Origin of the sequence: uncultured Brevundimonas sp. (assembly GCF_937870815.1) — a bacterium.
In the GTDB taxonomy this organism is placed as follows: Bacteria; Pseudomonadota; Alphaproteobacteria; order Caulobacterales; family Caulobacteraceae; genus Brevundimonas.
In genome coordinates, this window is sequence record NZ_CALMZS010000212.1 from 63,284 (window position 1) to 75,000 (window position 11,717).

At 70.0% G+C, this 11,717-nt stretch carries 15 protein-coding genes; 8 read left to right on the forward strand and 7 right to left on the reverse strand.

Annotated elements, in window-relative coordinates:
* The first annotated feature begins 18 nt into the window (after nucleotides 1-18).
* The 4 genes from Q0588_RS15075 to Q0588_RS15090 all read left to right on the forward strand — a co-directional run bounded on the left by Q0588_RS15075 (nucleotide 19) and on the right by Q0588_RS15090 (nucleotide 2,706).
* A complete protein-coding gene (locus Q0588_RS15075; RefSeq protein ID WP_298747819.1) occupies nucleotides 19-684 on the forward strand; it encodes a hypothetical protein in 666 nt (221 codons plus the stop codon).
* Complete coding sequence (locus Q0588_RS15080; RefSeq protein WP_298747822.1) at nucleotides 684-1,130, forward strand: hypothetical protein; 447 nt, start codon at nucleotides 684-686, stop codon at nucleotides 1,128-1,130. The genes Q0588_RS15075 and Q0588_RS15080 overlap by 1 nt, the downstream gene beginning before the upstream one ends.
* 99 nt (nucleotides 1,131-1,229) lie before the next feature.
* The gene (gene ssb, locus Q0588_RS15085) at nucleotides 1,230-1,703 is read left to right on the forward strand and encodes a single-stranded DNA-binding protein (protein ID WP_298747825.1); all 474 of its coding nucleotides are present in this window, start codon (nucleotides 1,230-1,232) and stop codon (nucleotides 1,701-1,703) included.
* A gap of 103 nt (nucleotides 1,704-1,806) precedes the next feature.
* Nucleotides 1,807-2,706, forward strand: a complete 900-nt coding sequence (locus tag Q0588_RS15090; RefSeq protein WP_298747856.1) for a DMT family transporter — start codon at nucleotides 1,807-1,809, stop codon at nucleotides 2,704-2,706.
* Nucleotides 2,707-2,764: 58 nt separating this feature from the next.
* Here Q0588_RS15090 and Q0588_RS15095 read toward each other — a convergent pair whose 3' ends face one another.
* The 3 genes from Q0588_RS15095 to Q0588_RS15105 all read right to left on the reverse strand — a co-directional run bounded on the left by Q0588_RS15095 (nucleotide 2,765) and on the right by Q0588_RS15105 (nucleotide 4,844).
* On the reverse strand, nucleotides 2,765-3,328 hold the full coding sequence (locus Q0588_RS15095) for a DUF3035 domain-containing protein (RefSeq protein WP_298747827.1): 564 nt from the start codon (nucleotides 3,326-3,328) through the stop codon (nucleotides 2,765-2,767).
* Nucleotides 3,329-3,390: 62 nt separating this feature from the next.
* Nucleotides 3,391-3,900: a signal peptidase II gene (gene lspA, locus Q0588_RS15100; RefSeq protein ID WP_298747829.1), complete on the reverse strand. Its 510-nt coding sequence runs from the start codon at nucleotides 3,898-3,900 to the stop codon at nucleotides 3,391-3,393.
* A 152-nt stretch (nucleotides 3,901-4,052) separates the two neighbouring features.
* Nucleotides 4,053-4,844: a PhoH family protein gene (locus Q0588_RS15105; protein WP_298747859.1), complete on the reverse strand. Its 792-nt coding sequence runs from the start codon at nucleotides 4,842-4,844 to the stop codon at nucleotides 4,053-4,055.
* 289 nt (nucleotides 4,845-5,133) lie between these two features.
* Between Q0588_RS15105 and Q0588_RS15110 the strand changes: the two genes are divergently transcribed.
* On the forward strand, nucleotides 5,134-5,661 hold the full coding sequence (locus Q0588_RS15110) for a gamma carbonic anhydrase family protein (RefSeq protein WP_298747831.1): 528 nt from the start codon (nucleotides 5,134-5,136) through the stop codon (nucleotides 5,659-5,661).
* A gap of 9 nt (nucleotides 5,662-5,670) precedes the next feature.
* On the opposite strand, the gene Q0588_RS15115 is transcribed toward Q0588_RS15110, so the two are convergent.
* Entirely contained in the window at nucleotides 5,671-6,210 is a 540-nt protein-coding gene (locus Q0588_RS15115; RefSeq protein WP_298747832.1) for a PAS domain-containing protein, read from the reverse strand.
* Nucleotides 6,211-6,367: 157 nt separating this feature from the next.
* Between Q0588_RS15115 and Q0588_RS15120 the strand changes: the two genes are divergently transcribed.
* The gene (locus tag Q0588_RS15120; protein ID WP_298747834.1) at nucleotides 6,368-7,240 is read left to right on the forward strand and encodes a hypothetical protein; all 873 of its coding nucleotides are present in this window, start codon (nucleotides 6,368-6,370) and stop codon (nucleotides 7,238-7,240) included.
* Between the two features lie 148 nt (nucleotides 7,241-7,388).
* On the opposite strand, the gene hfaD is transcribed toward Q0588_RS15120, so the two are convergent.
* Genes hfaD through hfaA form a run of 3 tightly spaced genes read right to left on the reverse strand, consistent with a single transcriptional unit; the run spans nucleotide 7,389 to nucleotide 10,016 of the window.
* Nucleotides 7,389-8,642, reverse strand: a complete 1,254-nt coding sequence (gene hfaD, locus Q0588_RS15125) for a holdfast anchor protein HfaD (RefSeq protein ID WP_298747837.1) — start codon at nucleotides 8,640-8,642, stop codon at nucleotides 7,389-7,391.
* Entirely contained in the window at nucleotides 8,569-9,582 is a 1,014-nt protein-coding gene (hfaB, locus tag Q0588_RS15130; RefSeq protein WP_298747840.1) for a holdfast anchoring protein HfaB, read from the reverse strand. The genes hfaD and hfaB overlap by 74 nt, the downstream gene beginning before the upstream one ends.
* Nucleotides 9,582-10,016, reverse strand: coding sequence for a holdfast anchoring protein HfaA (hfaA, locus tag Q0588_RS15135; RefSeq protein WP_298747843.1), 435 nt, complete (start codon nucleotides 10,014-10,016; stop codon nucleotides 9,582-9,584). The genes hfaB and hfaA overlap by 1 nt, the downstream gene beginning before the upstream one ends.
* Nucleotides 10,017-10,119: 103 nt before the next feature.
* On the opposite strand from hfaA, the gene Q0588_RS15140 reads away from it, so the two are divergent.
* A complete protein-coding gene (locus tag Q0588_RS15140; protein WP_298747846.1) occupies nucleotides 10,120-10,827 on the forward strand; it encodes a rhomboid family intramembrane serine protease in 708 nt (235 codons plus the stop codon).
* A 50-nt stretch (nucleotides 10,828-10,877) separates the two neighbouring features.
* Nucleotides 10,878-11,306: a CBS domain-containing protein gene (locus tag Q0588_RS15145; protein WP_298747848.1), complete on the forward strand. Its 429-nt coding sequence runs from the start codon at nucleotides 10,878-10,880 to the stop codon at nucleotides 11,304-11,306.
* The last annotated feature ends 411 nt before the right edge of the window (nucleotides 11,307-11,717 follow it).

An 11,717-nucleotide genomic window follows, 5' to 3' on the forward strand; every position in this document is an offset into this window, starting at 1 on the left:
CAGCCGCGCGAGCTCTGCATGCCCCAGGACAACCGCATCCTTATCGCCATCGGCGCCGGCCTGGCGATGCTGGCCGCCGTGGTGATCGCGCTGATTTTCTCCGGCGGACGGGACCGCGATCCCGGCCCGCCGCCGGCCGCCCAGGGAGGGCTGACCGTCGATGTCGCCGATGCGCCGGAGTTGAACACGACCCGGGAGCTGCGCTGTTACGTGGACGGACAGTTCGTCGGCATGGCGACGCTGGCCGACTGCGCGCGACGCAACGGCGTCGCCACTGAAGCGCTCGACGTCGGCGTCGACGAGACCGGGGCCCTGGTCGCGCTGCCGGCCGCGCCGGTGATCGAACCGCCCGTCGAGGTGATCGCCGGCGAACCCGCGCCGGCTCCCGGTGCGCTGGAGCCCGACCGGGCCGAAACGCCGCCGCTCCAGGCCGCCGCGGGGGCGCAATGCCTGCGCCATACCGGCTCCGACTGGCGCGCCGTCTCGGCCAACATGAGCCTTTCCGCCTGCGTGCAGGCGCTCTACGCTGGCGTCTGCGTCCGGCCGGGCGACGCCCTCTACGGCCGCTGGGGCAATACGACCCTGCGGCTGGTGCCGAGGCGGGTCGAGCAGTCCCCCGACAACAGTCGGTTCCGCACCCTGGCTGAACAGGACCGCGCCTGCCAGTTCCCGGACCTTCGTTGATGACCCGCACCCCTCACATCCTGGCCCCCGGACTCGCGGCCCTGGCTCTCGCCGCCTGCGGCGGAGGCGACGAGGCCCCGTATGAGCCGGGCGTCTGCTTCGCCGTCGAGGCCGGCGGAGCGGACGAACCGTCGGTGTTCAACAAGCTGGCCGACAACCAGCCGCAGATCGAGCATTGCGCGGCCCGGCTGGAAGAGATGAGGCTGCGCTTCCTGCGCCAGGGCGGCAGCCGCCAGGAGATCATCGGCGCCTACCAGGGCCAGTACATCTTCCTCGACCAGGAAGGCGTCTGGATCGGCAAGACCCTCGACGGCTCGCGCTTCATCCTCATGGCCCGCACCGGGGACGGCCGCCTGGCGGTGCCCGGCGCGATCACGCGGGACGAGACCGGTCGCCCGATCGGCGTCGCGGCGCCGCCGGAGCCGGCCCCGGCTCCGGGGCGCTAGCGAACAAAACTGGAACATCGGTCCGCGATCGGCTAGATTGGGACCACGAGATCAACCGGCCGATGCGCAGCATGTCTGGCCCAAGAAAAGGATTCGGCGATGGCTGGCAGCGTCAACAAGGTCATTCTGGTCGGCAATCTGGGCAAGGACCCGGAAATCCGCACCCTCAATTCGGGCGAGCGGGTGGCCAATCTGTCGCTGGCCACCTCGGAGCAGTGGCGCGACAAGGCCACCGGCGAGCGCAAGGAAAAGACCGAATGGCACCGGGTGGTCATCTTCAACGAGAACATCGTCAAGGTGGCCGAGAACTATCTGAAGAAGGGTTCGACCGTTTATGTCGAGGGCTCGCTGCAGACCCGCAAATACGAGCAGAACGGGGTCGAGAAATACTCCACCGAGATCGTGCTGCAGAAATTCCGCGGCGAACTGACCATGCTCGGCGGGCGCGGCGATGGCGGCGGCGCCTCGCGGGGCGGCGATGACGACTATGCGTCCGGCTTCTCGACCGGCGGCGCCAACAAGCCGAGCGGCCCCAAGGAAAGCTACGACCTGAACGACGACATCCCGTTCTGATCGCGAGTCGGGGTGACGACCGTGCGCCGCGAAAGGCGAAATCCTCCGTTACCGACCTTGACGGGCGGATCGTCCCGGCCCCTGCCATAGGCGGCCTGTGATCATCCCCGCCAAGCCGCACAGCCCGCTCTCCGTGGTCGAGGTCGCCGCCATCGTCGCGGTGGTGGTGATCTGGGGGGTCAACAACGCCGCCGCCAAACTGGCCACCGAGACCCTGCCGCCGCTTCTGGTCGCCGCCCTGCGCTTCGGCCTCGCGGCGGCCTGCCTGGTTCCGTTCGTGCGCCCGCCCTTTCCGAACTGGAAGAGTCTGCTGATCATCACCGGCGTGGGCGGGCCGATCCACTACGGCCTGATCTATCTCGCCTTCTGGCTGGCGCAGGATGTCAGCCCGGTCGCGGTGGCGACCCAGCTGTGGGTGCCGTTCACGGCCCTGTTCGCCTTCCTGCTGCTGCGGGAGAGGATCTCGCGCTACGCCCTGGTCGGCATGGGGGTGGCGTTCGCCGGGGTGGCGTGGATGACGCTGGACGCGCACGCGATCGCCGACTGGAAGGCGATCCTGGTCGGCGCGGCCGCCAGCGCCGCCTGGGCCGTGACGACGGTGGTCGCGCGTCGGACCACCTCGATTCCGCCGCTCAAGATGCAGGGGGTGCTGGCGCTGACCGCCCTGCCCAGCCTGGGCCTGGCCTCGGCCGTGTTCGAGCGGGGCCAGGTCGAGGCCATGCGGGCGGCGACGCCCCTGATCTGGGCCTGTGTCGTCTGGGCCGGTCTGGTCTCGTCGGTGCTGGCGACCACGCTGGTGTTCTGGCTGGTCCAGCGGCGCGAGGCGGGCCGGGTGACGCCCTATCTGCTGGCCACGCCGGTGGTCTCCATCCTGATCGGATGGGCGTGGATGGGCGACGTGCTGACCCCGCAAATCCTCACCGGCGCCGCCCTGAGCATCGTCGGGGTGGGGCTGGTGGCGCTGGCCGAGCGCGGGCTCAGGGCCGGGGCGGCGAAGGCCTGACCGGGGCCTGGAGAGAAATCGGTTTGGACGCGATCGCGTCCAAACCCAGATCTTCGCTCTAGAGGCCCGGGAGCTTGAAGCCGGCGTCGCGGCGCGGCGCGATCACGATGCCGGCGCGGCCGCCGGTCAGGGCCTGGAGCCGGGCGTGTTCGGTGGCGGCGTCGATGGTCACCGCCCCGTCGGCGGTCTGGCTGGCGGTCGGCGCCTGGGAGGCGGCGTCGTCGCGGCGCCAGAACAGGATGCGGTTGGCGAAGCCCTCTTCCTTGTGGGCCAGATCGCCGAACTCGTCGTCGACCACATAGCGGGCCAGGGGGTCGGCGCGGTCGCCCCCGGCCTGGGCGACCAGGATCTGTTCCCCGGGCGAGCGGGTCACGGCCTGGCGCTGGCCCAGCAGGATCTGGCGGGCGGCGGACTCCGGGGCCAGCTCCTGCGGCCTCGGCTGGCCGGGCGACGGCGGGCGCAGGCCGTATTCGGGCGGCACGGTCAGGGGCGCGGTCGAGACGGTCAGAAACTCGTCGGGGGTGACCTTGGCCAGGCCGATGCTGTTGCGCATGGAGTTGCATCCCCCGAGCACGAGAGCCGAAGCGGCGAGAGTCAGGACGGCGGTGCGGGTGAGGCGCATGGTCAATCTCGGCTGGGCGCGCCGGACCGGCGCGCGCGTAAACCTTGGAAGGAAGCGGCTGATTACGACTTTTCGGCGGCGACGCCAACCTTGGCGGCGCGCTCGGACAGCAGGCTGTCGAGGATCAGCAGGATCACCCCGATGGTGATCGCGCTGTCGGCGACGTTGAACACCCAGGGGAAAACGCCCGTGCCGGAAAAGTCGAGGAAATCGACGACGAAGCCGAAGCGAATCCGGTCGATCACATTCCCGACCGCGCCGCCCATGATCAGGCCGATGGCGGTGATCAGCAGCCGGCGATCCGCCCTCAGCGCCCACCAGCCGAGGACGACGGCGACGGCGGCCGAGAACACGCTCAGCAGCCATCGAGCCGAACCGTCGCCGAACAGGCCGAAGCTGACCCCCTGATTGTGGACCAGGGTGATGTTGAGGACCGGATCGAGTATCGGATGCGACTGGCCTTCAAAACGCAGGCCGAGCCCTTCCAGAACCCAGGCCTTGGTCAGCTGGTCGACGATGACGATGAGAATGGCGAAGCCGTAGGCGGCCAGGGCGATGCGTGGGATTTTCATTCGGGTCGCTGAAAGTTGGGCCAACCCGGTTAGCAGCCCCCGCGCCGGGCGCGAAGGGGCAATCGTCGCGCCGCCGGGCGGCGCCGGACCGTCGATCCCGAACCGGCGGCGGTCGTCGCGGGCGCGCCGCGACGACCTGATCCCCCCGGACGTCAGAGCACCCCGATCATGCTCGCCACCAGCGGATGGCGGACGATGTCCTGCTCGGCCAGGCGCACCACGGCGATGTTCGGCACCGGGGCGAGACGTTCGGCGATGTCGGACAGGCCGGAGATGCCGGGCAGCAGGTCCGACTGCTGGGGGTCGCCGGTGACCACCATGGTCGAATGCCAGCCCAGCCGGGTCAGCAGCATCTTGAGCTGGACGTAGGTGCAGTTCTGGGCCTCGTCGACGACGATGAAGGCGTTGTTCAGGGTGCGGCCGCGCATATAGCCGATCGGGGCGATCTCGATCAGCCCCTCGGCCATCAGCGCCTTGACCCGCTTCATCGACAGCCGGTCCGACAGGGCGTCGTAGAGCGGGCGCAGATAGGGGGCCAGCTTGTCCTCCATGTCGCCGGGCAGGAAGCCGATCGACTCCCCGGCCTCGACGGCCGGACGCGACAGCACGATCCGCCCGATCTTGCCGGCCTCGAGCGCCTCGACCGCCTTGGCCACGGCCAGATAGGTCTTGCCGGTGCCTGCGGGCCCGAGCGCCAGCACCATGTTGTGGTGGTCGATGGCCGTCATCAGCTCGGCCTGGCCTTCGGATTTCGGCTTCAGCGTCTTCAGGTAAGCCTGATCGCGGTCGTCGTTTGAAGGATAGGGCGACCAGCCGGCGTGGGTGGGAAGGCGCCGCACCTTGGCGTCCTCCATGAACTGTCGCGAATCCAGAACCCCGTGTTCACGGGATGTCTCGCGGGTCTGACGCTTGATTGCCGCACGCTTGGTCATCGACGCCTCCAGGGCATGAAAAAAGGCGATGCCGACAAAGCATCGCCTCGAACGAACAGGGGGAGGTGGGGGACGGAGGATGCGACGCACCCGCCCGGGTCGGAGGAAGGGCCAACTTCCAGCGGGAACGCCCGCCGACCGGAACGCGTCACGCGCGATCTCCTGGTCTGGCCGGACCGGGGTTGATCCGGCTTCGGATCCGGGGCCGAAATGGCGGCCTCGAATCGCATCTACACTATGATGCTAGCGTGGTTTACGAGAGCTTAAACCCCTCGATTTGTTCAGAAATGGCGGCATCCTGATGAATGTTTACAGTCTTGACGACAAGAAACCGCAGCTTCCACCGGAGGGCGAATACTGGATTGCACCGACGGCCACCGTCGTAGGAGACGTGATTCTCGGGCCGGGGGCCAGCATCTGGTTCGGGGCGGTGGTGCGCGGCGACAATGATCCGATCACGATCGGGCGAGACACCAACATCCAGGACGGCAGCGTGCTGCATTCCGACCCGGGCGCGCCGCTGACCATCGGCGACGGGGTCACCGTCGGCCATATGGTCATGCTCCACAGCTGCGAGATCGGCGACAACAGCCTGATCGGCATCGGGGCCGTGGTGCTGGGCCGGGCCAGGATAGGGAGGAATTGCCTGATCGGCGCCAACACCCTGATCACCGAGGGCAAGGAGATCCCCGACGGCTCCCTGGTGATGGGCCAGCCGGGCAGGGTGGTGCGACAGCTGGAGCCGGCACAGATCGAGGCCCTGAAGATGTCGGCGGCCCACTATGTGCAGAACTGGAAGCGCTACGCGGCCGGCTTCCGGCCCGCCTGATCCGCCCGGTCAGGCGATCCGTCGCCCATGCACCGCCGCGAGGCTGAGCGGGGCGCGGGTGGCGGGGCCCACGCCGACCGACACCCGGGCGGTGAGCTGCCGGGGTTCGTCGGTCGCCAGCGTCAGGGTGGCGGCGGGCGCATAGAGGCCCAGCAGCCGGTCCGGTTCGCCGGAGGGGCCGCGCAGGGGCAGCAGGGCGACCTCGATCTGGGCCGCGCCGCCGCCGGCCGTGGCGACGATGACGACCGGGCGGCCTTCGCGGACGGTCTGGATCAGGGCGGTGGAGACCAGCGGACGCGAGGCCGGGCGCCACAGCGACAGCAGCGTGCGCTCGGCGAGGCGGCGGCCGTGGAAGGCCTCGATCCAGCCGCCGGCCAGGCGGATGACGGCGTCGTCGCCGGCGCGTCGGGCCATGAAGGCGCGCGGCAGGCGCAGGCCAAGCAGGTCGGGCTCGACGGCGGCGCGGGCGGGAATGCCGCCGCGCGACGCCGGCCGGCGCGCCAGCGAGGTCCAGTGGTCGATCAGGAACTGCGTGTCAGGGTGAAACATCGTCTCGGCCTCTGGGCCGGCCGGCGCAAGGAGCGGGCCGGACAAAACGCAACGGAAACGAAAGGCTTTTGCGGTTCAGATGCAGGCTGGAACGGGCCCGCGTCCTGCGCGGGTCGTGAAGAATTGACCGGGAGGTCGGCCCATGCGGGTGCGGATCATGAATTGGACGCCGGGCGTGGCGACCTTCGTCGTCGTGACGGCGGTCGCCGGGGCCGCCGCGGCGCAATGCGGGCCGGTCTGCCCGCCGCCGCCGCCGCCATGCTGCGAGCCGCCGCCGCCGCCGCCTCCGCCGCCGCCGCCGCCGCCGTGCTGCGAACAGCCGCCTCCGCCACCCTGCTGCGGCGGCGGGGGCGGCGGCGACGTCAACGTCAATGTGAACATCAACGCCAACGCCAGCGCCGAGGCGGCCGCGCGCGGCCGGGTCGGCCTGAACGCGCGCGCGGGGGGCGGCGTCTTCGTCTCGGGCGGCGGCTCGGCCTATGTGACCGTCGACCAGCCCTATCCGACCACGATCAACGGCCTGACCGTCGAGGGCGCCCGCGTGCACCAGGTCATCCGCGTGCCCTATGAGGCGCGCCGCCGGTGGGAGAAGCGGGTGGTCATCCGCGCCTTCTGCATCGACGACCGGAACGTGCCCCACCCGGCCTCGCAGGTGCGCCCCGACCGGGAGGTCCACGCCGACTACGAAGGGGAACTGTACCGCTGCCTGGCCGGCGCCTGGCTGCAGTACACCTGGGCCGAATACGCGGGCGACGTCGACTTCGAGCGCGGCGAGACGGTGAACTGCCGCAAGGGCGAGGCCCTGTGGCACGGCCGCGGCGGTCAGGTCGAGTGCCGGCCGCAGAGGGCCGAACGCGAGTGCAACGAGCGCTCCCTGCTGCGCCGCTACGGGGCCGGGGTGAAGATCCTGACCATGGTCCGGGAAGAGACCTACACGGAATACCGCGAAGAGGTGGTCGAGCAGGCCGGGGTGGCCGTGTCGGGGGCCAGCCTCACGCTCGACGGCGGCGTCGGCGGACGGGTTTTCTGAGAGGGGCCGGACACCGCGTTCAGCCTGGCGTCATCCGGCCGACGATACCGTGCGCGGGTCGGCCCGTGTCGACGTCCTGAGAAGCGACTGGCCCCGATCCGCTACGGACCGGGGCCTTTTTTCGTGCCGCGTCCGCGCGCCAAGGTCGTCAACGCGGCCGCGAAACGTAGAAGGTCGCCGAATTGCCGACCGCGTGGGCGCCGGTGATCACCGCCCGGGTCGAGCCCGCGACGGTGGTGTCGGCCGTGGCCGAGACGTCCGCGGCGTTGGTCTGGCTGTTGCGGGCCTCGAGGTAGCCTTGGCAGTCCGAGCAGGCGTAGCCGGTGACGCTGTTGCCGACCGCGTCGGCGCCGACATAGACGTCATAGCCGTTCGTGCCCGAGAAGGTGGCCGTCACTTCGACCCCGCCCGAGTTGAACTGGCTGTTGTCGATCTCGACATAGATGTCGTTGTCGCCGACCGACAGCTCGTTGGCCGCGCCGCGGGCATGGGCCTCGGCCCGGCCGTAGTCGTAGGCGGTGGTGGTCGCCGCGGCGCGGACGAAGGCGGTGTTATCCTGGGTCGAATCCGCGACGACCGACCCGCCCTCGTTATAGAGCACCGCCTGGTTGGCCGTGGCGCGGGCGCGGCCGGCCAGATCCCAGGCGTTGCCCGAGTTGGCGCTCGATTCGGCCTCGACGAAATCGCCGGTCGAGGTCTGGACGATGGCCAGGTTCTGGCCCGAGGTCTGGCCGCTGGTCACCTGCACCGCGTTGACGATGGCCTGGCTGTCGATGACCGCCTCGGCGGGGATGTATTGCGTCTCGATGCGGTTGTAGGCGCGCACCGTCGCCGAGGACGACTGGTCGATGGTCCCGCCGACCGATGAGCCTTCGCCATACATGGCGACCGTGTTCGAGATGGCCGAGGCGTTGATATAGGCGCCGCCGAGCAGGCGGGCGTCGTCGTCGCCCAGTCGCGAGGTCGCGCTGACCAGGCCGCCGGTGTTGGACTGGGTGGCGTCGACGGTCAGATCGGCGTCATAGGCGCTGACCGCCAGATAGTTGCCGCCGGCCTGGGTGGTGGCGCTGACGACGCCCCAGGTGTCGCCGCCGAGGGTCATATCGGTGGTCGCGACCGCGTCGCCGCGCATGTCCTGATCGGACTGGACGGTGATGGAGTCGTTCTCGACCGCGCCCGAGGCGCTGTTGCCCTGGGCCGAGGTGCTGACGGTGACCTGTTCCTGGGCGTCGACGACGTTCAGCGTCTGGTGCGAGAAGACATCGCCCAGCTGAAGCTGTTCGTTGAGGACGACGGCTCCGCCCCCGGGCGGAGTCTGTGCGGCGAGCTCAGTAGCGGCTGCGACGCACAGCGCCGTCGCGGCGATCGTGCCAGCGAGACGGGTCCGCGCGGGTTTCGCCATTGTTCGTTCCCGTGTTGGCGTAGGCTGGATAGTAGCCGCCGGTGGGGCCGGTGGCGCCGCCCAGCGGATCGGGGCCCGCGGACAGGCAGACATCCGGGCCGGGCGCGCCGTACAGGTTGGCCATGAATTCGACGGTGGCCCGCTCGATCAGGGCGCGCACCGCCAGCTGCACCGGCTCGAGCCCGCCTTCGCCGGCCGAAATGTCGAACACATTGCCGTTCAGGAAGTCGAACACCCCGGCGGAGATCTCCCGCCCGATGATCTGCTTCTGGTAGGAGACCACGTCGACGACCTCGAGCGTGGTGGTCTGTACCAGGCGCAGGTCGATGGCGATGTTCATCACGAAGGCCTTGCCGGCGAAGGCGGTCGACAGCGGGGTGTCGGTCGAGGCCTGGCCCGCGGCCATGTCGAACCCGCCGGAGCGGATATTGTAGTTCACCTCGGTGACGCCGCCGATGAGATAGAAGTCGGTGCCGGGCACCGATCCGGCGAGGATGCGCCGGTACTGGACGTCGTCGACCCCGCCCGGGCCCTGATCGCCGATCAGCCGGTTGTTGGCGTAGCGCAGCTCCATCTCGGAGACCGAGGTGTCGTAGCGCTCGACGATCCGCGCGCCCGACTTGGCCAGGGCGGTCATGGCCATCAGCGAGGCCCCGCCGGTGACCTGGCGGCCGCCGTCGGCCGACACCGTGCCGGTGTAGTCGGCGATCCGGCCCACGGCGATGCGCGGCGACGGCAGGCTGTAGCGGCGGGCGTAGTCGGCCATGCAGTAGAGCGCGGCGGAGTAGGGGGTCGGATTGGCCGTCACCGGCGCGTCGCCGATGGGCGTGGCGTACAGGCCCTGGGGCCCGGCCGAGGCGGAGATGCACCCCCCGAGGAGGGCGGCGATCGCGGCGGCGGCGGCGGCCGTTCTCAGCCGGCGGGCGAGCGGGCCGCGCATCATGGAACCCCCGGCCTGCCGTTCAGGCTGGTTCCGGCGCTGACCGCGCCGGTGTTGGTCTGGGTGGAATTGACGATGACGGTGTTGTGGTCGCCCTGGACCACCACATTGAGGCTGTTGCCGATGGCGGTCGAACCGGCGATGGCCGAGCCGTCGGCGCCGCCCACGCCGGAGAAGCTGGACGAGACGCCGCCGGTGGTGCTGGAATAGCTGCTCGCCCCGGCCTGGATGATGCCGTTTATGATCAGGCGGTTGCCGTTCTGGTCGCGGGTCGAGCCGGTCTGGGGGCGGGCCGTGGTGTAGCGGGCCCCGCCGTAGCCGGCCTGATAGGCGCCCAGCCCGGACGAGCCCGCGGACTGGGCCGCGGCGGCCGCCGGCAGGGCGAGGCCCGCCATGCAGGCGAGGACGGGAATGGCCTTGGGCCGGATGGTCACGAGGAACCTCCACAGGCGGCATGGTCGACGGGCGGTTACCCGACCCGTGTGCCAATGTGGATCATGGTTATTAAGAACCGCTTGCCATCCTCCACGCTAAGGCGTGGAACCCTTGTTTGACCCGGAGCCGATCCTGACCAATCAGTCGTCCCCCGAACCGATCTTCACCGCCCCGCCGGTGGCGGTGCTGCTGGCGGCCTCCCTTCCGGTTCTGTTCTGGCTGCAGACCGGCCTGGCCGATGGCGGCCTGTCGCTGGCGTTCCGGCCGGCCTGGCTCTGGCGGGGCGACGGTTGGCCCGGCCTGTTCACCTCCATGTTCATCCACGCGGGGCTCGGACATGTGGCCATGAACGCCACGGCGGCGCTGGCCTTCGGGCCGCCCGTCGCGCGCCTGATGCCGGGCGCGCGCGGAGTCCCGGGTTTCCTGGCCTTCTATATATTGACCGGCCTGGCGGGGGCCGTCGGCTACGCCCTGGTTCATCCCGACAGCGCCGATCCGCTGGGCGGGGCCTCGGCGGCGGTGTTCGGCCTGATGGGCGCCGCCTTCCGGCTGCTGGGACGGCGGAACGGCGTGTTGCGGCCGCTGACGGACCGGCGCTTTCTGGTGATGGCCGCCGTCATCATGACGGTGAACGCGGCTCTCGGCGCGATCGGCCTGGTCCCCGGAGCGGTCGGCGCGCGGGTGGCGTGGGAGGCCCACGCCTTCGGCTTCGTCGCCGGCGCCCTGCTGATCGGCCCGTGGGCGCGACGGCTCGGGTCCCGGGGCCGGTCATTTGATTCCCCGGCCGATCTGCGCGACCCTCCCGTCTGACAGCGGCCCGTCCGCGGCCGCGCTCTATGGTTGGAGAGGGAGGAGCCGCGATGCTGGTCGCCGAAATTCTCAAGGACAAGGGCGACGCCGTCTTTTCCATCGCGCCGGATCTCACCCTCGCCGCGGCCTGCGCCGAGCTGGACCGGCGGCGGGTCGGGGCCCTGATCGTCTGCGACGCCGACCGCGTGGTGGGGGTGCTCTCCGAAAGGGACGTGGTCCGGGCGGTCGCACAGGCCGGGCAGTCGGCGCTCGACCGTCCCGTTTCGGACTATATGACGGCGGAGGTGGTTTTCGCCGCGCCGGCCGAGAGCGTCGCCGTGCTGATGAACCGGATGACCGATCGGCGGATCCGTCACCTGCCGGTGCTTCGCGAGGGACGGCTGGCGGGGGTGATCTCGATCGGCGACGTGGTGAAATGCCAGATCGCCGAGGCCACCCAGGAAGCGGAATCGTTGCGCACCTATATAGCGGCCGGCTGATCCGCCCGGCGGCGAACGCGGCCCGGCGACCGCGAGTCGGCGAGAAAGTTCGCGAATCCGCGGGAATCGGGTTGCGATCCAAAAGGCCGCTGGGTATATCGCCGCCTCGCTCGGAAACGGGCCGGCCGCCGGGGCCGCGGAGACGAAATCCTCCAGGGCTCCCGGGAAGAAGGTCGCGAAAGCGGGTTGCTTCCTCAAGGCGTTTCGGTTAGGTTCCGCGCTCCAATCGAATCGTCGGGCGAAACAGAGGCGAGCCTCTCGGGCTTTCCGGACGGTTTTTTGCGGCCTGAAGGCTTCGGCCTTCGATCCGCGGGATGGCTGAAAAGCCCGGTTGACGCGGAGATGCGGCCTCCTGGAGAGCCGCCTCCGCCGCCCCCTCGGGGGTGGTTTGCAGGGAGAGGTTCTTCTTTA

What these genes read in the sequence shown, in the direction of transcription:
- lspA (WP_298747829.1), bottom strand. Translation starts at nt 3,900, where the DNA reads ATGAAAATCCCACGCATCGCCCTGGCCGCCTACGGCTTCGCCATTCTC.
- Q0588_RS15095 (WP_298747827.1), bottom strand. Translation starts at nt 3,328, where the DNA reads ATGCGCCTCACCCGCACCGCCGTCCTGACTCTCGCCGCTTCGGCTCTC.
- hfaD (WP_298747837.1), bottom strand. Translation starts at nt 8,642, where the DNA reads ATGGCGAAACCCGCGCGGACCCGTCTCGCTGGCACGATCGCCGCGACG.
- Q0588_RS15145 (WP_298747848.1), top strand. Translation starts at nt 10,878, where the DNA reads ATGCTGGTCGCCGAAATTCTCAAGGACAAGGGCGACGCCGTCTTTTCC.
- hfaB (WP_298747840.1), bottom strand. Translation starts at nt 9,582, where the DNA reads ATGCGCGGCCCGCTCGCCCGCCGGCTGAGAACGGCCGCCGCCGCCGCC.
- Q0588_RS15115 (WP_298747832.1), bottom strand. Translation starts at nt 6,210, where the DNA reads ATGTTTCACCCTGACACGCAGTTCCTGATCGACCACTGGACCTCGCTG.
- Q0588_RS15080 (WP_298747822.1), top strand. Translation starts at nt 684, where the DNA reads ATGACCCGCACCCCTCACATCCTGGCCCCCGGACTCGCGGCCCTGGCT.
- Q0588_RS15110 (WP_298747831.1), top strand. Translation starts at nt 5,134, where the DNA reads ATGAATGTTTACAGTCTTGACGACAAGAAACCGCAGCTTCCACCGGAG.
- Q0588_RS15120 (WP_298747834.1), top strand. Translation starts at nt 6,368, where the DNA reads ATGAATTGGACGCCGGGCGTGGCGACCTTCGTCGTCGTGACGGCGGTC.
- ssb (WP_298747825.1), top strand. Translation starts at nt 1,230, where the DNA reads ATGGCTGGCAGCGTCAACAAGGTCATTCTGGTCGGCAATCTGGGCAAG.
- Q0588_RS15075 (WP_298747819.1), top strand. Translation starts at nt 19, where the DNA reads ATGCCCCAGGACAACCGCATCCTTATCGCCATCGGCGCCGGCCTGGCG.